At 37.4% G+C, this 20,635-nt stretch carries 22 protein-coding genes and 1 riboswitch; of the genes, 11 read left to right on the forward strand and 11 right to left on the reverse strand.

Translation table 11 applies throughout. The annotated features are described in order from the left end of the window. The first annotated feature begins 49 nt into the window (after window positions 1-49). Together B3D98_RS11920 and rlmD are read left to right on the forward strand one after the other, a co-directional pair. Window positions 50-874 (forward strand): polysaccharide deacetylase family protein, encoded by an 825-nt coding sequence (locus tag B3D98_RS11920; protein WP_009371550.1) that lies wholly within the window; start codon window positions 50-52, stop codon window positions 872-874. A 37-nt stretch (window positions 875-911) separates the two neighbouring features. Beyond that, complete coding sequence (rlmD, locus tag B3D98_RS11925) at window positions 912-2,291, forward strand: 23S rRNA (uracil(1939)-C(5))-methyltransferase RlmD (protein WP_288583171.1); 1,380 nt, start codon at window positions 912-914, stop codon at window positions 2,289-2,291. Window positions 2,292-2,616: 325 nt separating this feature from the next. Here the strand turns inward: rlmD and B3D98_RS11930 are convergent, their stop codons facing one another. Then, window positions 2,617-3,252: a hypothetical protein gene (locus B3D98_RS11930; RefSeq protein ID WP_066038229.1), complete on the reverse strand. Its 636-nt coding sequence runs from the start codon at window positions 3,250-3,252 to the stop codon at window positions 2,617-2,619. Between the two features lie 237 nt (window positions 3,253-3,489). Continuing rightward, window positions 3,490-4,674 carry an MFS transporter gene (locus tag B3D98_RS11935; RefSeq protein ID WP_288583173.1) on the reverse strand — a complete coding sequence of 395 codons (1,185 nt, stop codon included), beginning with the start codon at window positions 4,672-4,674 and terminating at the stop codon, window positions 3,490-3,492. Between the two features lie 371 nt (window positions 4,675-5,045). On the opposite strand from B3D98_RS11935, the gene B3D98_RS11940 reads away from it, so the two are divergent. Beyond that, on the forward strand, window positions 5,046-5,231 hold the full coding sequence (locus B3D98_RS11940; RefSeq protein ID WP_016995373.1) for an SE1561 family protein: 186 nt from the start codon (window positions 5,046-5,048) through the stop codon (window positions 5,229-5,231). 40 nt (window positions 5,232-5,271) lie between these two features. Here B3D98_RS11940 and B3D98_RS11945 read toward each other — a convergent pair whose 3' ends face one another. Continuing rightward, a complete protein-coding gene (locus tag B3D98_RS11945; RefSeq protein WP_054549016.1) occupies window positions 5,272-6,072 on the reverse strand; it encodes a YwqG family protein in 801 nt (266 codons plus the stop codon). A gap of 188 nt (window positions 6,073-6,260) precedes the next feature. On the opposite strand from B3D98_RS11945, the gene B3D98_RS11950 reads away from it, so the two are divergent. Together B3D98_RS11950 and B3D98_RS11955 are read left to right on the forward strand one after the other, a co-directional pair. Beyond that, window positions 6,261-7,799: a fumarate hydratase gene (locus B3D98_RS11950; RefSeq protein WP_048394791.1), complete on the forward strand. Its 1,539-nt coding sequence runs from the start codon at window positions 6,261-6,263 to the stop codon at window positions 7,797-7,799. A 272-nt stretch (window positions 7,800-8,071) separates the two neighbouring features. Beyond that, window positions 8,072-9,976 carry a heavy metal translocating P-type ATPase gene (locus B3D98_RS11955; RefSeq protein ID WP_054549015.1) on the forward strand — a complete coding sequence of 635 codons (1,905 nt, stop codon included), beginning with the start codon at window positions 8,072-8,074 and terminating at the stop codon, window positions 9,974-9,976. A 174-nt stretch (window positions 9,977-10,150) separates the two neighbouring features. Here B3D98_RS11955 and B3D98_RS11960 read toward each other — a convergent pair whose 3' ends face one another. After that, window positions 10,151-11,068 (reverse strand): YihY/virulence factor BrkB family protein, encoded by a 918-nt coding sequence (locus tag B3D98_RS11960; RefSeq protein ID WP_004225576.1) that lies wholly within the window; start codon window positions 11,066-11,068, stop codon window positions 10,151-10,153. A 22-nt stretch (window positions 11,069-11,090) separates the two neighbouring features. Continuing rightward, window positions 11,091-11,417 carry a YtxH domain-containing protein gene (locus B3D98_RS11965; RefSeq protein ID WP_115674536.1) on the reverse strand — a complete coding sequence of 109 codons (327 nt, stop codon included), beginning with the start codon at window positions 11,415-11,417 and terminating at the stop codon, window positions 11,091-11,093. A 177-nt stretch (window positions 11,418-11,594) separates the two neighbouring features. Between B3D98_RS11965 and B3D98_RS11970 the strand changes: the two genes are divergently transcribed. Next, window positions 11,595-11,816, forward strand: coding sequence for a DUF1128 domain-containing protein (locus B3D98_RS11970; RefSeq protein ID WP_004225580.1), 222 nt, complete (start codon window positions 11,595-11,597; stop codon window positions 11,814-11,816). Between the two features lie 54 nt (window positions 11,817-11,870). Here B3D98_RS11970 and motB read toward each other — a convergent pair whose 3' ends face one another. Together motB and motA are read right to left on the reverse strand one after the other, a co-directional pair. Further along, window positions 11,871-12,635: a flagellar motor protein MotB gene (motB, locus tag B3D98_RS11975; RefSeq protein ID WP_115674537.1), complete on the reverse strand. Its 765-nt coding sequence runs from the start codon at window positions 12,633-12,635 to the stop codon at window positions 11,871-11,873. Then, window positions 12,619-13,422, reverse strand: coding sequence for a flagellar motor stator protein MotA (gene motA / locus B3D98_RS11980; RefSeq protein WP_004225583.1), 804 nt, complete (start codon window positions 13,420-13,422; stop codon window positions 12,619-12,621). Before motA ends, motB begins: the two co-directional genes overlap by 17 nt. 191 nt (window positions 13,423-13,613) lie before the next feature. Between motA and B3D98_RS11985 the strand changes: the two genes are divergently transcribed. The 3 genes from B3D98_RS11985 (at window position 13,614) to B3D98_RS11995 (ending at window position 15,874) form a co-directional block, all read left to right on the forward strand. Beyond that, on the forward strand, window positions 13,614-14,855 hold the full coding sequence (locus B3D98_RS11985) for an aminopeptidase (RefSeq protein ID WP_054549013.1): 1,242 nt from the start codon (window positions 13,614-13,616) through the stop codon (window positions 14,853-14,855). Between the two features lie 140 nt (window positions 14,856-14,995). Further along, the gene (locus tag B3D98_RS11990; RefSeq protein WP_004225590.1) at window positions 14,996-15,130 is read left to right on the forward strand and encodes a hypothetical protein; all 135 of its coding nucleotides are present in this window, start codon (window positions 14,996-14,998) and stop codon (window positions 15,128-15,130) included. A 180-nt stretch (window positions 15,131-15,310) separates the two neighbouring features. Then, window positions 15,311-15,874, forward strand: a complete 564-nt coding sequence (locus B3D98_RS11995) for a beta-class carbonic anhydrase (RefSeq protein ID WP_004225593.1) — start codon at window positions 15,311-15,313, stop codon at window positions 15,872-15,874. Window positions 15,875-15,946: 72 nt separating this feature from the next. Here the strand turns inward: B3D98_RS11995 and B3D98_RS12000 are convergent, their stop codons facing one another. Beyond that, window positions 15,947-16,534 carry a GNAT family N-acetyltransferase gene (locus tag B3D98_RS12000; RefSeq protein WP_054549012.1) on the reverse strand — a complete coding sequence of 196 codons (588 nt, stop codon included), beginning with the start codon at window positions 16,532-16,534 and terminating at the stop codon, window positions 15,947-15,949. Window positions 16,535-16,694: 160 nt separating this feature from the next. After that, entirely contained in the window at window positions 16,695-17,519 is an 825-nt protein-coding gene (locus B3D98_RS12005) for a polyphosphate kinase 2 family protein (protein WP_048394803.1), read from the reverse strand. Window positions 17,520-17,718: 199 nt separating this feature from the next. Between B3D98_RS12005 and B3D98_RS12010 the strand changes: the two genes are divergently transcribed. Beyond that, window positions 17,719-18,432: a hypothetical protein gene (locus B3D98_RS12010; RefSeq protein WP_048394805.1), complete on the forward strand. Its 714-nt coding sequence runs from the start codon at window positions 17,719-17,721 to the stop codon at window positions 18,430-18,432. Between the two features lie 29 nt (window positions 18,433-18,461). Here the strand turns inward: B3D98_RS12010 and map are convergent, their stop codons facing one another. Together map and thiT are read right to left on the reverse strand one after the other, a co-directional pair. Next, window positions 18,462-19,217 carry a type I methionyl aminopeptidase gene (map, locus tag B3D98_RS12015; RefSeq protein ID WP_048394807.1) on the reverse strand — a complete coding sequence of 252 codons (756 nt, stop codon included), beginning with the start codon at window positions 19,215-19,217 and terminating at the stop codon, window positions 18,462-18,464. Between the two features lie 162 nt (window positions 19,218-19,379). Then, complete coding sequence (gene thiT, locus B3D98_RS12020) at window positions 19,380-19,940, reverse strand: energy-coupled thiamine transporter ThiT (protein ID WP_259951024.1); 561 nt, start codon at window positions 19,938-19,940, stop codon at window positions 19,380-19,382. 134 nt (window positions 19,941-20,074) lie between these two features. Then, window positions 20,075-20,182: riboswitch (TPP riboswitch) on the reverse strand. Between the two features lie 125 nt (window positions 20,183-20,307). Between thiT and B3D98_RS12025 the strand changes: the two genes are divergently transcribed. After that, the gene (locus tag B3D98_RS12025; RefSeq protein WP_054549009.1) at window positions 20,308-20,631 is read left to right on the forward strand and encodes a DUF4870 domain-containing protein; all 324 of its coding nucleotides are present in this window, start codon (window positions 20,308-20,310) and stop codon (window positions 20,629-20,631) included. Window positions 20,632-20,635: the final 4 nt, after the last annotated feature.

Raw genomic sequence — 20,635 nt, forward strand, 5'->3', positions numbered from 1 at the left:
ATTTTTTTAGTAATTACGCATTCTAATGAAAAAGAAAGGATGCGTTTTTATGTGGAAACAACATATTGTTGGTGCGGTAATTGCTACTTTTATTATTGCCGCAGGAATTAGCTTTAATCCATTTTTTGCTGCTGGTTCTGATGAACACCATTGGGGCTTTAAACGTGCTAAAAACGGTGAGCAGGCAGAGGCAGGAGCACAGCTCGATCAGTTACTTGACAAATATGGTGCGATTTATAAAGGGAAGGCAGATAAAAAAATTGCCTATTTAACATTTGATAATGGCTATGAAAACGGCTTTACTGAAAGTATTTTGGATACATTGAAAAAAGAAAATGTACCTGCTACTTTCTTTTTAACAGGCCATTACTTAGACAGTGCAAGCGACTTAGTGAAACGCATGGTGAAGGATGGTCATACTATCGGGAATCACTCATATGGTCACCCAAATATGGCTCGACTTTCACCAGATGGCATGCGTGCAGAATGGCAAAAGTTCGATGGCAAGTTACGTGAATTGACAGGCATCGATCGTACAACATATGCTCGTCCACCTGAAGGAATTTTTAATGCAAAAGTGCTAGAGGTGGGTAATGCAGAAGGTTATCGTCATATTTTCTGGTCTGTGGCCTTTAAGGATTGGATGAAGGATGAGCGTCGTGGTGCAGATTATGCTTATAATGCACTTATGGAACAACTGCATCCTGGTGCCGTTATTTTAATGCATACAGTAGCACAGGATAATGCGGAAGCATTACCAATGTTTATTGCAGAAGCTAAAAAGCAAGGTTATACGTTCTTATCGCTTGACGATTTAGTATTAGAATATGAAGATTTCCCTGTTGCTTTGCAATCGCCTGCTCCTTCGCTATAATGGGGAGATGACAATATAGAGCAGGGACGTGGAACGTTTGACGCAGCAAACAACAATGATCGTGGGACAAAAATTCCCACTAACAATAAAAAGGCTAGGCATTAATGGTGAAGGTGTAGGCTTTTATAAACGTAATGTGATATTTGTAAAAGGAGCCATTCCTGGTGAAGAGATCACAGCTCAAGTAACAAAAACACAACGTAATTTTGCTGAAGCAGAGATATTAGCCATTCGTAAAGCTTCAAAACATCGTCAGGAAGCACCTTGCCCAGTGTACAATGAGTGCGGGGGCTGCCAGCTTCAGCATATGACCTATGAAAAACAGCTAATAGAAAAGCGAGACATTGTTATACAAGCATTAGAGCGTTATGCTAAACCTTTACTCGAAACTATTGAAGTGCGAAAAACACTTGGCATGGATGATCCTTGGCATTATCGTAATAAAAGCCAATTCCAAGTACGTAAAGAAGGCAAGCGTGTTTACGCAGGTTTATTTGCTGAAGGAAGTAATAAGCTGTTAAACATTAATGATTGCCTTGTTCAGCACCCAATTACTTCCAAAATAACCGTTGCCACTCGAAAAATTTTGCAAAAGCTAAATATCACTATTTACGATGGTCGTACGCTAGATGGTTTAGTGCGTACGATTGTTGTACGTACAGGTATTCGTACCGGGGAGACACAAGTCGTTCTTGTCACAACAAGGAAAGAAATCCCTCATTTAGCTGAATTGATTACACGTATTAAAAAAATTGATCCGAGTATTGTATCCATTGCACAAAATATTAACCGTGAAAAAACATCGTTAATCTTCGGTGATGAAACTGTTGTACTTGATGGCAAAGAAACTATTCATGAAGAGCTTGGCGAATTGGCTTTTGATTTATCTGCCCGCGCCTTCTTCCAACTAAATCCAAAGCAAACAGTTCATCTTTATGATGAAATTAAAAAGGCTGCTGCTTTAACGGGAAAAGAAACAGTGGTTGATGCATACTGTGGCGTTGGCACAATTGGATTATGGTTAGCGGATAAAGCGAAGGAAGTTCGAGGAATGGATGTCATTCCTGAAAGCATTCAGGATGCTCGTAAAAATGCTCGAAATCACGGCTTCAAGCATACGAAATATGCAGTCGGTACAGCGGAAAGTGTCCTAGCGAAATGGCGCAAGGAAGGATTTACTCCTGATGTGATTACGGTAGATCCACCACGTACAGGACTAGCACCTGAATTTATTCGAACAGTCCTTAAACTAAAACCTAAACGTTTTGTTTATACCTCCTGTAACCCATCCACTTTGGCAAAGGACTTACAACAATTATCTAAGCTTTATCATGTTGAGTATATTCAGCCTGTCGATATGTTCGCACAAACGGCGCAGGTGGAATGCGTTGCAAAACTTGTTTTAAAAAACAAATAGTATGAAAAGGACGTTTCCCTAGGAGACGTCCTTTTTCTAATGCACAGCACAAGCTGCCTGGTGGATGATGGATGGTCCAGAAAAGTCGATACCTTAACCAATAACCCAGGATTTAAATGATTATTAAATGTTAAATTTTCAGCTTTTATTCAAAGAACTTTAAAACGTAAGATTTGTACTTTCACCTTTTACCTTTGAGCTTTCAAATCAGTTTAGTTGAAAATTACCATTGGAGTAAGGCATGTTTTACGTTTTAACTCGCACACATGCCTTGAAGCGCGAGCGACTTTTCGTTTTCCATTTTCGCTAGGACATGCAAATCTTTTTAAACTTGTACTTCAATGAAGGTTGTGGCATTCGACTCTGATAAGACAGCGTCCACCTCTGATTCAAATTCTTCAATCCGATTGCTCAATTTCTCAATTTGTTGTTTAACATTTAGGGGATCAATGATTTCAAACTCATTTCTTTTCATAAATGTTTCGGTATGTAATTTGACTTCCTCTGGTGATTGTTTATCTTTATTGCCCAATATGTTAATTAAATAGGTTTCCAGCTTTGCAGGTAATGCATCATTTTCTTTGGCAACCGTATTGATAGCTGAACGATGCTGATGCTGTATAACTTCTAGCAAATTCTTTTCGTATTGAATGGATTGTTTCCGTTCAATTGCCTCCGCTACAGTCATTTCCTCTTTGCCCACCAACACCTTTGTGTTTGCATTGGACTGCACAACTAGTGCTTTTATTTTATTTCGATAGGAAATTAAACCTAGCACTTTATCATAGGATGCTTGCATTTGTTTTTCATATTCAGGAATGTCTACACCATTAATTTTACGATTGCTTTTTCGATTAGCTACGACTGCACTAACCTCATTTGTTGCTGCTTCAATTCGCAGAGTCAGCATTTTTAATTCTGTTAAAGCACGGTGGATAGATAGTTTTTTCATTTCTGCCATGTAAAAACCTCCTTTTTAAGCAAGTGTTCTTTTATTATAAATAGAAAGATGGATAATGTCCAAAAATACCCATTTTCTTTTTTATTGCTTTCATTAGAACATGTCTGTATAATAATTTTCTAGGTGCCAAACCTATGTAACTTGGACGGAACATCCTTGTTACGCAAAAAACGCCATAACAGCACGGATTTGCTGGGCGTTTTTTGTTTTTTGAGCGGGAGATGAGCCCCGCTCTTTTTATTTTGCCATCGTTGGTTGTTGATGCTTGCGGCGTCCAAATATAAATAAAACGATTGCAACGGCTAGCAAAAGCAAAGCCACAAGTAAAAGAAAGCTATAATTTTTTACATATTCTAAATAAACTCCACCTAAAAATGGACCTGTTAAGCTACCAATACTTAAAGCAATTCCGCAAAGTAAATTCCCCGTAGGCAGTAGCTCCTTTGGTGTCAAATCAGCCATAAATGTAATCCCTAAAGAAAACATCGAGCCAACCAGCGTACCCGTTAAGAAAAATGCGACAGCCACAGCGAATTGTGAATGCTCTAAAAAGCTTGCAATTGCAAAAATAATTGCGCTACCAAATGACCCAATCATCAAAATATTCCTTCTCCCTACTTTATCTCCTAGTGCACCAAGCGGTACTTGCGTTAAAATACCACCAAATGTAAACACAGATAAAATGATAGGAATCATGCCGACTTCAAAGCCCTTGCGTAGTGCATAGACAGGAAACAAGGCATTTAGTGAAGACTCCAGAAAACCATAAACAAATGGACCTAAAAAGGCAATCCACCCAAATACAATAGCCATTTTATACCGTTGCCATCCTCTGGCATTTAAATCACCTGTTAAACGCTCAGGCTTTTCATTTTGTAAGAGAAATACAAAGGACCATGCAAAGAGGCACATTATTGAAGATACGATAAACGGTAGCGCTTCAGCAATTTCAATGAGCTTCACCATAAGTGGCCCAACAGCAAAACCTATGCTAAATGATAAGCCATAAATGGCCATCCCCTTCCCTAAGCTTTTATGATCTGCAGTACTAGTAATCCATGTTTGTGTGGCATAATGCAAGGCATGATCGCCTACGCCAATTAATAAACGAAGGACAAACCAAAAGGTCACACTTTTCCATAGAGGAAATGCAAGTAAAGACGCAAAAACTAGTGCTCCACCAATTAAAATAATCGGTTTATAGCCCCACCTGCGTAAGGGCTGCTCGATAAATGGTGAAATCAGTAATGTTCCTATGTATAAGCCTGTTGCATTCAAACCATTCAATGCAGAGGATACCCCATCACGTTCAAATATTATCGAAATAAGCGGTAATAGCATCCCTTGTGAAAAGCCTGATATGGATACAATTACTACTAAAATGGTAAATCTTTTTTTGCTGTAATCTGAGAAGTACGTCATTTTTCCCTCCACTATCTAGTCATTCTTCCAAAGAACAGCATACCAAAAAGCCTTAGCGCTCACCACATGTGATTTTACGCTAAGGCTTAACTAATACTTATCCTCATTTAATTGTATAAACACGATTTTCGGCTTTTGAATATTACCGATTACTTGTTTAAACTCCCTCCTTTTCGAGTTAGCGTTGCAGATGACTTTTTCCAATCAGCTCCTTTACTTTATCTTAAAACAACTTTAACATACATCCTCAATATTGTAAATATTCTGTTTATTGTTTTTTAAAATTAATCTCTTAGTCCTAGGTGTTTCCCTAAACATTGAAATTTAAGCTCAAATCGGCTACGATGAAAGGGATGAAATGAGGTGTACGAATGTCAAAGCCAATCACTGATAAAGAGCAACAAGTAACCTATTTAAAAGAGCGTCTGGAGATGTTTTTAGAAGTATTAGATGCCCTTGATCCTGAAACAGCTGAGTTAGAAGATATTGATCGCTTAATCCAAATGATGGATGATTTAGAGGACAAAATGGAGCAATTTCATGCTCGTGAACAATAATGAATAAAAAACAAGCGAGCATCGTGTGCTCGCTTGTTTTTTAATGGCAATCCCAATTATAAAGTACCTTGCTAAAATCTTTATTCATTAACTCTTCCTCTGTGATAAAGAAATTGCCAACGCCACAATCGCCCCAAAGAATATTGTCGCCGACACTATCAATCTGTAACAGCAAAATGATTGAATCTTTATAATCACCATATGCTCGAGGATCCTCTTGCGTAAAGAATGGATACCCTCCAATTTTATGACCATCACCAGTCATAGCATCATAGAAGCTGTCTTCTAATGCTTCGTCATCCTCCAAAGCTGTTAAGATGCTAGCATACTTTTCATTGCTTCTAAAATCATCAATCGACATCGGCTCAACGCCTGTAATAAAGGATAATGCCATTTCACGCTCGACAGGAAAATATAATTCCTCATCATCTATTTCTATAAAAGAAAAGTCTTGAATAAGCTGTGCTTCATCTTGCATAACTTGTTCATGAAATATTACACGAAAGCCTTCTTGATTTTGTCCATTATCAAAATCCATTCCTAAAACATCGTCATAACCATCAATATAAAACTGCAATATTCCCTCTTCTGGGAAATTGGGTAAATGCATAGGAACCTCTGCAAAGTTAATTTGAGCTAATAGCTTTAACGGTTGTCCCTTCATGTTTTTTGGATAGTCCATTCCCAATGGGAAATAAGGATCTCCTGCAAACTTACTTTGAAATAAAGTTGTTTTACTTATTTCCGTATTAACCAATACAACAGGCTTCATTGTCCCTTCTATTAATGGTCTATATTGCTCAAATGCTTCGGGTAATTCAAGTAAAGTTTTAGCAGTCATGCAAGTTCCTCCTAATATTGGATTTATTCTATTTTAGAACAAACGTTCTATAAAATCAATACTCTCCTTCTATATTATTAAAATATGTTTTAATTTAGCGGTCTCAGATAAGGACTCTTTTTTTCATTAGTTGAAAAGAGTATAATGTAACGTGGAAATAATCAATTTTTCTATGGGGGGCAATACCAATGAATCTACAAAATTTGGAGAAGAGTCTTTACGATTTAATTACTGAAACATCTACGAATTTACCTAAGGATGTACGTCGTGCTATTAAAAAAGCAAAAGAAGCTGAGAATGCTGGTACTCGTGCAGCAATGAGCTTAGACACAATTGCAAATAATATTATTATGGCAGAAGATAACGTGTCACCAATTTGTCAGGATACAGGGCTACCAACTTTCAAAATTTATACTCCTGTTGGCGTAAACCAATTAGAAATTAAAGCTGCAATCAAAAAAGCAATCAACGATACAACTGCAGATGCTAAATTACGTCCTAATGCGGTGGATTCATTATCTGGTGCAAACAGTGGTAATAATCTTGGTGATGGTTTGCCAGTAATGAAATTTGAGCAATGGGAAAAAGATTACATTACAATCAAGTTAATTCTCAAAGGTGGCGGCTGTGAAAATAAAAACATTCAATACAGTCTACCATGTGAACTAGAAGGTCTTGGTCGTGCAGGGCGTGACTTAGATGGTATTCGTAAATGTATTTTACACTCTGTATACCAAGCACAAGGTCAAGGGTGTTCTGCTGGTTTCATTGGTGTAGGTATTGGTGGAGACCGTTCTTCGGGCTATGATTTAGCAAAAGAGCAATTATTCCGCCATGTTGAAGATACAAATCCAAATGCAGATCTTGCTAAGTTAGAAGAGTATGTTGTTAAAACGGCTAACACATTTGGTATCGGTACAATGGGCTTTGGTGGTGAAGCAACATTATTAGGCTGTAAAATTGGCGTAATGCATCGTATACCTGCCTCTTTCTATGTATCAGTAGCATATAATTGTTGGGCTTACCGACGTATGGCTGTGGACATCGATCCTCAAACTGGCGAAATTTTGAATTGGCACTATCAAGAAGGTGAAAAAATTACCTTCAAAGAGAATGAAGTAGCTGCTACAACAGAAGATACAACTACAGATGTAGTAGAACTTACTGCGCCAATTACTGAAGAACAAATTCGTTCATTAAAAGTTGGAGATGTCGTTTCTATTACTGGTCGTATGTATACTGGCCGTGACGCAATCCACCATCATTTAATGAGCCACGATGCACCAGTTGATTTAAATGGACAAGTTATTTATCACTGCGGACCTGTAATGGCTAAGGATGAAGAAGGCAATTGGACAGTGAAAGCTGCTGGCCCAACTACTTCAATTCGTGAGGAGCCTTATCAAGGCGATATCATGAAAAAATTCGGTATCCGTGCTGTTATTGGTAAAGGTGGAATGGGACCAAAAACATTAAAAGCGCTTAATGAGCATGGTGGCGTTTACTTGAATGCAATTGGTGGAGCAGCACAATACTATGCGGACTGTATTAAAGGCGTTGATGGTGTTGATTTAATGGAATTCGGTATTCCTGAAGCTATGTGGCACTTAAATGTAGAAAAATTTACAGCAGTTGTAACAATGGATTCACATGGTAACTCACTACATGCAGATGTGGATAAATCATCATTAGAAAAACTTGCTCTGCATGCAGAAAGAGTCTTCTAATTAAATAATAGATAGCAGTAGTAACTCATTTTATTGCACAATTTTGTAAGGCACAGAATATTCCTAGTGAATAGACTGTGCCTTTTTCAATCCTTTCGCATATTGTTTAAAAATCTCCATCAAACTTCCTACTTTATTTTTATAAATTCCTTTGTTATAATAATTCTAAACAAAAGAGATGGTAATTGAAATCCATTTTCAATTGAATAGCTCAAAACAACGCTAATTTATAAAGGTTTTGATATTGATTTTCATTATCAGGAGGGATAAAGATGGAATACTCTAATCGAGAAAACATAAACATAATTGAGAAAATAAAAGAACATGCAGAATTAATTGCTGCATTAATGGCTGGAATTTTCATCTTACTAGCATGGCGTTTAGACACAAGTGGACAAACAACAGCTTCTGTTCTACTATATTTAATTGCCTTTTGTGTAGGTGGTTTCGCGAAAGCAAAAGAAGGCATTGAAGAAACCATAGAAGAGCGAAAGCTAAATGTTGAGCTGTTGATGGTATTAGCTGCAATTGGCTCAGCTGCAATTGGCTATTGGACAGAGGGGGCCATCCTAATATTTATTTTTGCAGTAAGTGGTGCACTTGAAACTTATGCGATGAATAAAAGTCATCGCGAAATATCTGCACTTATGAATTTACAGCCAGAAGAAGCTTGGTTAGTGCGTGGCGGATTTGAGCCTATGAAAGTATCAGTTTCCACATTACAAATCGGGGATCATTTATTGATTAAACCGGGCGAACGAATTCCAGCAGACGGCATTATTTTTAAAGGCCAATCTTCTATTGATGAGTCAGCTATTAGCGGTGAGCCACTGCCAATCTCAAAAAGTGAAGGAGACGAAGTTTTTGCAGGCACGGTCAACTTAAATGGTGCTATTACTATGGAAATGACAAAGGCGAATTCAGAGACCCTTTTCCAAAAAATTATACAGCTCGTTCAAAGTGCCCAAAGTGAAAAATCTCCCTCTCAACAATTCATCGAAAAGTTTGAAGGGACTTATGTAAAATTTGTTTTACTTGGTGTTGCCATTATGATGGTTCTTCCCCACTTCTTACTCGGCTGGGACTGGACAACAACCTTTTACCGAGCAATGGTGTTATTAGTGGTTGCTTCACCTTGTGCACTCGTTGCCTCCATTATGCCTGCAACACTCGCTACTATATCAAATGGTGCAAAAAATGGTGTGCTATTTAAAGGTGGTTTACATTTAGAGCATCTTAGTGTGTTACGTGCATTGGCGGTCGATAAAACAGGTACTTTAACGCAAGGAAAACCAGTTGTTACAGATTTTATTGTCCGTGATGGAGTAGAACGTGAGACGGCTCTAGCAATTCTTGCAGGAATTGAATCTCAATCCAATCATCCCCTTGCCCAAGCGATTACCTCCTATGCTAAGGCTGAAGGAATCGACATACTGCCACAAGCAACAATTGAAGATATTCCTGGCTGGGGTATTAAAGGAACGATTCAAAACGAGGAGTATCAAGTAGGCAAACCAGAGTTTGTTGATGTACAACTTGCTAACAGTTTTGCAAATGCTGCTGTAACTAAACTTACAGAAGAGGGAAAAACAGTTATTTTCATTCGCGATCAACATGGTATTGTTGCATTAACAGCATTAAAAGATACTGTGCGCTCTGAAGCTAAGAAAGCTGTTACATTATTAAAAGAGCTTGGTATTCAAGTGGTGATGCTTACAGGTGACAATGAAAAAACAGCGAAAGTTATCGCGAAGGAGGCTGGCGTTACTGAATACGTCGCAGAATGTCTGCCAGAAACGAAGGTAACTGAAATGAAACGCCTACTTACACAACATCAATTTGTTGGCATGGTCGGCGACGGTATTAATGATGCACCTGCATTGGCTACCGCAACTACTGGCATCGCTATGGGTGAAGGCACAGACGTGGCACTTGAAACAGCGGATGTCGTGCTAATGAAAAATGACTTATCAAAAATCGCCTATGCTGTTCGTTTATCACGTAAAATGCAACGTATTGTGAAACAAAATATTTTCTTTTCTATCGGGGTTATTATCTTTTTAATCGCCTCTAACTTTTTACAAGTTGTCGACTTGCCATTAGGCGTAATCGGGCATGAAGGTAGTACAATTCTAGTTATTCTAAATGGTTTACGTATGCTCAATAAAAATGTTTAACATCAAGTAAGCCTTAGCATAATTGAGTCCAGCTTGCTTGAAGCTACTCTTCCTGTGACATGCGCTGAGGCTTTCATTGAATAATTGATGCATTTAATCAGGTAAAATCAAGTAAAATAGCCTCGCTACTCTTTAGGAGTTTAGCGAGGCTCTTGTTAATGAATGATCATTTCCTTATCGACGAATTTCCTTTTGAAGTGCTCTTTTCTGCATTGTAGCATTTAATACGCCACCAAAGATTAAAATGATTCCCGTAAAATATAACCAGAGCATTAAAATAATGACGCCACCAATACTACCGTATGTAGCAGAATAATTTGCAAAATTATTAATATAAAAAGAGAAACCGTATGTGACTGCTAACCAAGCAAGCGTGGCAAATAACGCTCCTGGCCATACGCCCATTATTTTCAAACGAGGACTTGTATTTGGCACAAACCAGTAGATGCCCATTAATACGATGAAAATCAATAATGGCGGGATTGACCATCTTAATCTATGCCAAACTGATTCAAATTGCTCCTCTATTCCGACGATTGAGAATAGGAAATGTCCAATTTGCTGACCAAAGACCGGTAATAAGAGCGCAACGGCAATAACAATAACGAGAGCGATTGTAAAAACAAGTGATAAACCCCTATCTAATATGCCTGCTCTCCCTTCTGTATCGTAGGCTTTATTTAAAGCACGAAGTAATGCATTAATGCCTTTAGATGCAGACCAAATAGTACCTAAAACCCCAATGGACAGTAAACTACTGTTGCGATTTGTTAAAATCTCATTCAGTGTATTTTCAATCAGCTTATACACTTCATCAGGTAAGATATTCACTAAAAATGAATAGACCTGAGTGGTTTCTAAGTTAAGATATGGTAATAGTGTCACCAAGAAAATAAGTAAGGGGAAGAACGATAGTAAAAAGAAATAAGCCAATTGTGCAGCAAGCGCAGATATTTCAACTCGCTTGAGCCGACCTATTAAATCTTGGATAAAGCCTTTGGATGTCATAATATCAATCGCTCCCTCCTCTGGAGAAACAAACGATTTTACAAACCCAAAAGCGTTATGCAATGTTGCTTTATTCTTTTCCATACAATTCCTCCTAAAACGACCTTTACTCCTTATGAGGTAAAGTAAAGGCTGATTTCGTATCTTCAATCATTCCCTGTATCGTGGAAGGTAAATCCTTAAATTCATCCACCTTTTCAGCAATTGTGTTGACATTATCTGACACACTTTCACAAAGCACCTTTGCCGCGAGTACTTTTTCCTCTACCAAAACCTGCAATTCTTCTCGATTTGCTGCATAGTATGAGATGGCTTCCTTCATCTTTTTTGTTGAGGCAATTGTTTTTTCTCGTGTAGCCCGATCTAACATACTTAATGCTGCTCCTACTGCTGCTCCTGCTACAATAGATGCTAATAATTTACTTTGACCCATATTAAAACCCCCTGCTTGTATAGTTGCATATTCCCTATTATTTCATAAATAAACAGTCTTCTGCACTTATTCTACCCAATAACAGTCTATTTTTAAAGCAATGCCCAAATACGGAGTTGACATTTTTTTTATTCAATGAAATGATATGTGCGAGGATGACGAAAGGTAGGGTAAAAAATGGATTTATCAGTTCCATCTAAAGAAAACGTTATGTATATGGTTGATCAAATGAAGGACAAGCTTCGTATGGTGAATGTCGATGCAATGAAATCAGAAAACTTCGATGAAGCAAATTATGAAGATTTAGTTTATCTATATGAAATGGTTATGAAGAGAGAAACTTTTAGTCCAAGCGAAATGCAAGCGATTGTTGCTGAATTAGGATCTTTACGTAAATAGGTAAAACAAAAGCTATTAGCTCAAGACCTTTGTCTGCTGCTAATAGCTCTTTTATTACGGTGTACTCTTTGTTTCTGAACCATCCTCTGTAACTAATGGTTGAATTAAAACTTCTACACGACGATTCTTTGCGCGTCCTTCGGCTGTGTCATTTGGTGCAATTGCACGATACTCACCGTTTCCTTTTGCACTAAAGCGCGTAGGATCTAACTGGTCATTACTTTCAATAAGAAGATTTAAAAAATTCGTTGCACGCAAAACAGATAGTTCAAAGTTTGATGAGAAATTCGGACCTGCTGGTACATTATCTGTATGACCTGTGATGACAATATTTCGAGCTGGATCAGATACCAACATAGTTGATAGCTCTTTGGCAATAGGGACATACTCAGGTTTAACTTTTGCCTGCCCTGGGTCAAATAAAATACTATCGCGGATTGTCACTAGTAATCCTTCATCCGTCATTTCTGTGGCAAACTGATCTTCCATTTCATTGACTGCAATAAAATTATCCACACTATCTTTTATTTCAGCTAACTCCTGTTGATCCTTTAAATAGGCAGAGTTTTGCTGTGGCGTTTGGTCGCTATCCGCATTCGGAGTAGGGACTGGTGCAGGTTGCTCTAGAAAACTAGTTCCACCATCAAAGACTTGACTAAAAACTGCCGACATTCTTTCTAGCTTTTCTTGATCGACTGAACTTGAGGCAAACAAAATAATGAACACGGCTAGCAGCAAAGTTAAAATATCTGCGTATGGCACTAACCAAGATTCATCAATATGTTCATCATGCTTTTTCTTCTTAGCTTTCTTTGCCAAGGCCACCCGCCCCGCTTTCACCAGAAATTTGACGACGTTCTTCCATCGTTAAGTATGATGATAGTTTTTGTTCAATTACACGTGGAGCCTCCCCTTCTAATACTGAAAGGATACCCTCAATCATCATTCTCTTTTGTTTTACCTCTAAAGCAGATTTACGTTTTAGCTTGTTCGCAAATGGATGCCATAAAACATACCCTGTAAAGATACCGAGTAATGTAGCCATGAAGGCAGCTGAGATAGCATGTCCTAGCTTTTCGATATCATTCATATCAGCCAATGCGGCGATTAACCCTACTACTGCACCAAGAACCCCTAAAGTAGGTGCATATGTACCTGCTTGTGTAAAAATAGCTGCTCCACTAGTATGTCGCTCTTCCATCGCTTCTACTTCTTCTGTTAAGACATCACGTATGTAGTCAGCATTTTGACCATCAATTGCTAATGTAAGGCCATTTTTTAAAAATGGATCTTCAATCTCTGAGGCCTTACTTTCAAGTGCTAATAGCCCTTCGCGACGAGCTAAGTCAGCCCATTGTGAAAACATTTTAATAATCTCTATATCATTTGCTAATTTTGTTTCTTTAAAAAGAATCTTAAATAGCTTCGGCACACGCTTTAACTCCTGCATAGGAAAGGCAATTGTTACTGCGGAAATAGTACCAAAAATGATAATTAGGATAGCTGCAGGGTTATAAAATGCAGATAAACTTACACCCTTCATTACCATCCCTGTTAATAGTGCTACTAAAGCAAGTATTAACCCTATAATCGACGACTTATCCATTCTAGAACCTCCAAATCTACTATCTAATGTTATTTCGTCTTTTTTTCCATATTTTAAATATATATATTCCTAGTATAAATGTATTTCATATATTTTTCGATGTAATTAATGCTTTTTATTCACATTTCGACCATTTTTGATTATATTGAATTAAGAATATTACACTTAACTGTCTTAAATTGAAAGGGGATATGATTTTGTTATTATCGTTTGACACAAAATTACTAAAATATGCCGAGTTAGCGGTGAAAGTAGGAGTAAATATCCAAAAAGATCAGTATCTTTATATAAGCTGTTCGACTGATAACCTAAAACTCGCACAAATAATTACTAAAATTGCCTATAAAAATGGTGCTAAACAAGTTTTTGTCGATATATCCGATGATGAACTTGTACGTGCTCGCTATGAAGGGGCACCAAAAGACTCATTTGATTTCTTCCCACCTTGGAAAGTGAAGGAACGTGAATGGTTAGCTGAACATGGTGCTGCTTTCTTAAGCATTAGCTCACAAAATCCCGATTTATTAAAAGGTATTGAGCGTGATAGAATCATGGCATTCCAAAAAGCATCTGGCCAAGCACTTGCCAACTATTATCAATGGTTACAAGCAGATAAGTTTAGCTGGTCTGTTATTGCTGCTCCATCTAAAGCTTGGGCAGCAAAGGTCTTTCCTCACCTTCCAGAAGAACAGCAAATGGATGCATTATGGGAAGCTATCTTTGCAGCCACACGTATAGACGTTGAAAATCCTGTTGAAGCTTGGCATACACATGATCAGGAATTACATAGCAAAGCTGATTATTTAAATGCAAAGCAATTTAAGTCACTGCACTATACTGCACCAGGCACAGATCTAACAATTGAGCTGCCTCCACACCATGTGTGGACAGGGGGTAGTAGTATAAGTACACAAGGCCAAACATTTATGGCCAATATGCCTACTGAAGAGATTTTTACAGCACCGTTAAAAACAGGTGTTAATGGTTATGTATCAAGCACTAAGCCTTTAAGCTATGGCGGCAATATTATAGATAATTTCACACTAACATTTAAAGATGGTCGAATCATTGACGTCAAGGCAGAGCAAGGCCAAGAAATTTTAGCTTCTCTTATTGAAACAGATGAAGGTGCTCATTACCTTGGTGAAATAGCATTAGTACCACATCAATCACCTATTTCACAATCCGACCTATTATTTTACAATACATTGTTTGATGAAAATGCATCCAATCATTTTGCCATTGGTAGTGCATATGCTTTTTGCATTGAGGGCGGCAAAGAAATGACTTCTGAGGAACTAAGCGCGCATGGTCTTAATCAAAGCTTGACACATGTAGACTTTATGATTGGCTCTACCAAAATGAATATAGATGGAATAACACATGATGATCAAATAGACCCAATATTCCGTGATGGAAATTGGGCATTCTAAATAATCCATTCCTACTAATAGTATTCTAGGCTAAGTATGTTAAGGTTGTCATAAATTATCCTTAGATTTTCCTAGTAACCTATTGTATAATTGTTTTAGGGAATTTTAGTAGATCATTTAAGTAGAGAGGAGCTCTAATAATGTTCATTACAACTGTTCTTGGCTTTTCAGCAGTTTTATTAATTTCAACGGGATTCTTCATCCACTACCTACAAGTTGGTTTAGATAGCAAGTCTTCAGTAACTGTAGATCCAAAGCCAAACGAAAAATTTTAATGTGTAAAAAACAGCTACTATTTATAGGTAGCTGTTTTTTTATAGCTTACAAGTTATTTCATCTACTAAAGCGTATGAAACTGCTCCTTTATTGTAAAAATTATCTGAATAAAGTCTTTATTGTTTGCATATTGAAAATTTTGCTCTACAATATTTTTTGTAAGGAAGGGAGCAATATTCATGACAATGTTACAAGATATTCTAGAATTTAACAAAGAGTTTGTACAAGAAAAAAAATATGAGCCATTCATCACTACGAAATATCCTGATAAACGTATTGTTGTTTTATCTTGTATGGATACTCGTCTTGTAGAGCTTTTACCAAAAGCGATGAATTTGCGTAATGGCGATGTAAAAATAGTGAAAAGTGCTGGTGCGTTAGTGAGCCATCCTTTCGGTGCAGTTATGCGTAGTTTATTAGTTGCTGTCTACGGCCTACAAGCTGATGAAGTGTATGTTGTTGGACATTATGACTGTGGTATGAGTGCGGTTGATCCTGACGCCATGCTTAGCGAAATGGTACAACGAGGCATCGATCCAGAAACAATCAAAATGTTGGAATATTCTGGTTTTGATTTGAAAGAATTTTTACGAGGTTTCGGTGATGTAGCAACAAGTGTTAAGAAAAGTGTCGATACAATTCGTAATCATCCATTAATGGTAAAAGACGTACCTGTTCATGGTTTAATAATTGATCCAAATACAGGTCATCTAGATTTAATTGAAGATGGAAATAAACAATAAAATTATTTCTTCATACATTAATAAAAGAGCAAGTGCCTATCCTCTCTATGTGGAAGATAGGCACTTATTTTTCTATTCATCCTCTAAACGTGCATACATATAGTGATCTACCCAATGACCATTGATATACAGTAGCTTTCTTAGCAGACCCTCCTGCTGAAATCCAGCCTTCTCTAATACACGCATGGAGGCATTATTTTGTGTCGATACGTAGGCCTCTACACGATGTAGACCAATTTGTTCAAATGCAAATCGGACCACCATATTCACAGCTTCTGTGACAATGCCCTTTCCAACATAAATCTCATCCATCGCATAGCCAACAAATGCACTCGAGTACGGTAAGCGTTTGACAGCATAAAGTGCAATATGCCCTATTAGATTATTTGTACTATGCTCAAAAATACCAAAAGTAAATTCACGCTTAGACTCCATTAAATAGAGACTTTCTTGAATTTTTTTGTATTGAGCATCGACTGTATAGTATTCAGGTCTTTGCAGTGGCTCGTATATAGACCAAAAGTATTTATTACGGCTTACGAGACCCGTTAAACTTCGTGCATCTTTTTCTTGGAATGTGCGGATGTAGCATTTTTCCCCCTTTATTGTTACCACATTCCCACCCTTTTTTCTTAATAGATTCCAAATTTTAAGCACCATTTCTCCACACTAGCCTTCCAATAAAAATCAATACATTTCTCTTTGTTTCATTGGCTACAAGCCATAATTGCAAACCCTATTTATATTTCATTGTATGTAAAAAAACAGGCTGCTACAACCAAAACAGCTTATGTCTTATTGTCATAGCAGCACAATTCAATTATTTAGTTTTTTGTTCTTTCTTTTTCTCGTTTACTATTTCTAAGCTGGAGGAATCAGCATCCTCTAGTTGAGTATTGTCTAACACATTTGTTAAATGAAGACCACGCCTTTGAGCCTCTCGTTCAATGTGTGCAATAGTTTCCTGTAGCACCTGAACACGTGCATACTTTTTGTCATCTCCAGCGACTAAGACCCATGGTGCATCTTTTTTATCTGTCTTTTCAAACATCGCATTTGCTGCTTCAATATACTGAGGTGTTTTATCTCGATTGCGCCAATCCTCGGCTGTTAACTTCCAAGATTTATAAGGGTTTTGTTCACGTTCTTTAAAGCGTTTTAATTGCTCCTCATCTGAAACATGAAGCCAGAACTTAATAATTATGTAATCTCCTGCAGTTAAAATCTTCTCGAAATTATTAATTTCTTCATAAGCACGAGACCATTCATCCTTTGTTGCGAATCCTTCGATGCGTTCTACTAGTACGCGGCCATACCACGAGCGATCAAAAATAGCGATTTGCCCATGTTGAGGCAATTTTCTCCAAAATCGTTGTAAATAATTGTAGCGTAATTCATGAGCTTGAGGAGCAGAAATAGGATGTACAACATAACCGCGGGGATCGACACGTTCGATTAATCGTTTAATAGCGCCACCTTTACCAGCTGCATCCATTCCTTCAAATACCAAGATCAAGCCAATCTTGTTTTTTAATAAAAATTGTTGTGCGTTCAACATTTCATATTGGAGTACTTTTAATTTCTTTTTATACATCTTTTTGTCTAGTTCAACAGTTAGATCTAGATTTTTCAAATTTTGTGTCATGAAACTTCACTCCTTTTATTTGGCTATTCTTATTGTACTAAAGAAATATATGGATGCCTATCAGACATGGTAAATTGTAGGTATTAATAGTAAAACAACACGATACATTGTTGGAAATTTCCGTTATAATAAAAAAAGTGACAGTACTATACTTATTTGTCTTTTCCCTATACAATCTAACACGAAGGGAGAGGAAAACATGCCTCGGTTTATCTTGATGACAATCTCTTATCTTGTCTCAATCATCCTAACCTTTTCATCCTTTTTCGTGAACATCAACGGTCAATCTTCGCTAGAAATCGCTAATCGTTTTTCTGTTGTATTTGCACCAGTTAGTGTAAGTCATGTAATTTGGATTATCATTTATTTTTTACTCGGTTATTGGTTAGTTATGAACATGAAAAAGACAACTTTGAAACAGTCTGCGCTTTTTAGTTGCATAAATATATTACAAGCATTGACGATATATGTCTGGCACCATGAGTTATTTATTGTTTCTCTTGGCATTACATTACTCTTAGTCTTGTATTTGTTTATGTTGTATAATACGTACCCTCTTCAGGACAAATCCTTGTTTGGTCGTATTCCTTTCTCTATTTATTTAGCATGGATGACATTTATTTTTATCACAAATACAAGCTTTACGTTAACGGCTTATGGTTGGAACGGCTTTGGTCTTAGTACGCCTCTTTGGGCAGTGATTTTACTTACTTTAGGAGGAGCCATTGCGCTACATATCCGTTTCCATCACTTTGATGTTATGTATCCAAGTGTTTTTATTTGGGCTTATATTGGAATCGCCATACATAATGGTTTTGATGAGCTACTTGTCACTACAGCTGCTTTATTTTTATGCGGTGTTCTCTTTGTTGGCATTTTATTTATTAAAAAAAATCCTGCCTACCAAAAATAAATTGGTTAGCAGGATTTTTTCATTACATCCTATTCTTCGTCTAATGACGTTAAGATAATTGGTTTATCTTTTGTTACAATGACTGAATGTTCGATTTGTGCTACAAGTGATTTATCAGGCGTCACGAATGTCCAGCCATCACCTGCTTCTACGATATGTTCTGCATTTGCTGAGATAAATGGCTCAACCGCAAGGACCATACCTTCTTTCATAATAGTAGTATCCCATGCATCGTAATAATTTAAAATATGGTTTGGTTCATCATGTAAAGATTGACCTAAGCCATGACCTGTTAAATTCATAATAACAGTTAACCCATTAGCATTTGCCTCGCGTTCAACAGCTTTACCAATTTGATTTAATTTAGATCCAGCCTTTACCTTTGTCATTGCTCGATCAAAGGCACTTTTAGCAACACGGCAAAGCTTTTCTTTGTCCTCATAGCCATCACCCACAACAAATGAAATACCTGTGTCAGCAAAATAGCCATTTAAAGAGCCTGAAACATCAATATTTACGATATCTCCCTCTTGAATAACACGCTTTCCTGGAATACCATGTGCTACTTCTTCATTGACGCTAATACATGTATACCCTGGAAAATCATATTCTCCCTTTGGTCCTGAAATAGCGCCAGCCTCTGCAAACATGCGACCAGCAATTTCATCAAGCTCAAGTGTTGTAACACCTGGTTTTGTGGCAGCTTTCATTGCTTCGCGAATTTCAGCACAAATGCGTCCTATTTTTTTAAAAGCTTCAATCTCTTCTTGCGTTTTTACAATCATGTATAACGTCCCTTTCATCTAATATCTATTCTTTAATATAACATAACTTTTTATGCGTATAACGATAAACGCTTTAAATATTGTATGCTTTCCTACTTTGCAAAGTGCTAAAAGAGTTATTCACGACAAAAAAGTCCCTCCACTCATGTGAAGGGACTAGCGTTAAAATTTTCTTTGCATTAATTGGGGAGCGGCTGTGAATAAAAGAACACCAACGACAGCCGTTAAAATGGTTGCTGGTAGCATATATGTACCATTGTAGATGATGGAATAGATCCATGCATTCTGGTCACCCGCATATTCGGCAAAAAATACAGCACCAGCGATTGTATGTGCTGTGTATCGTAAGAAGCCTGCGAAAACGGTACCTATGATTATATAAAGTGCCATTTTTGTTTTGTTCATATGTTTAGCAGCGTCTAACACTGGTCCACGTACAACCGCCGCTAATCCTACAACAGTAAAAGCAACACCATAATCTAGTAATCCTTGTAGCCAGTGCACGATATAAGAACCAAACATTGTTTGCATAACACCCACAAGTAGTCCCGTAGTAAGACCAGCTACTAAGCCCCAGCGAAATGCTATTAACATAATCGGTACCATAACAAGACTAACTGAGCCGCCTTGTGCCCATACTTTAAAGGAAACCTGATCCAGTACGAGACCTATCGCTGCAAAAATCGCAATCTCCACTAGCATTAATAGTCTTTTTTTGTCCATACATATTCTCTCCTTTGTTCCGATGTAGGATACAAGAGCAGGAATAGAAAAGCGCTGATATGTCTCTTTCTGACACCTTTTTTCCTTTACGGACGAAAAAACGATGTCAGGACAGAGCCTCACATCGTACAAGTGTCGGTTTCTATCCACATCCCTACGCAAGCGTTAACTTACAGGTTCGAAGAGTCAAGGCATTACGTGCCCAGTCTCAGCTGACATCATCAGCTCCCCTTGTGGTCGTTACATCTGAATTTATTTGAACACTCTCATTGTACGCAAAGGATTGAAGGATTACAACCTTCCATACATCATTTTTTTGAAACTTTGCTGTTTTTCATGCGTAAATATTTAAAAAGGAGGTACAACTATGGAGAATCAAAAAATTTTAGCTGCCTTTAGTTATCTTAGTATTTTCTTCGCCCCTTTTATCGTTCCATTAATTGTATATTTCGTGACTAAAGATAGTGATGTAAAAAAACATTCGATTCGTGCACTTGTCTCTCATTTAGTTCCTTTTGTTTTTGGCATCCTGTTCTTTATTGTCTTTGTTTTTTCCACATTTAGTTTAGATCCAACCTCCAGTAATAATACAGTGATGATTATTTGGTTTGTTTCATTCGCCATCTATGCTCTCGTCTCACTAGGTATTGTGATTTGGAATATAATTCAGGCTGTTCGTGTTATCCGTTAATGTT

It is taken from the genome of Lysinibacillus sp. UBA5994, from assembly GCF_002429725.1.
Classification (GTDB): domain Bacteria; phylum Bacillota; class Bacilli; order Bacillales_A; family Planococcaceae; genus Lysinibacillus; species Lysinibacillus capsici.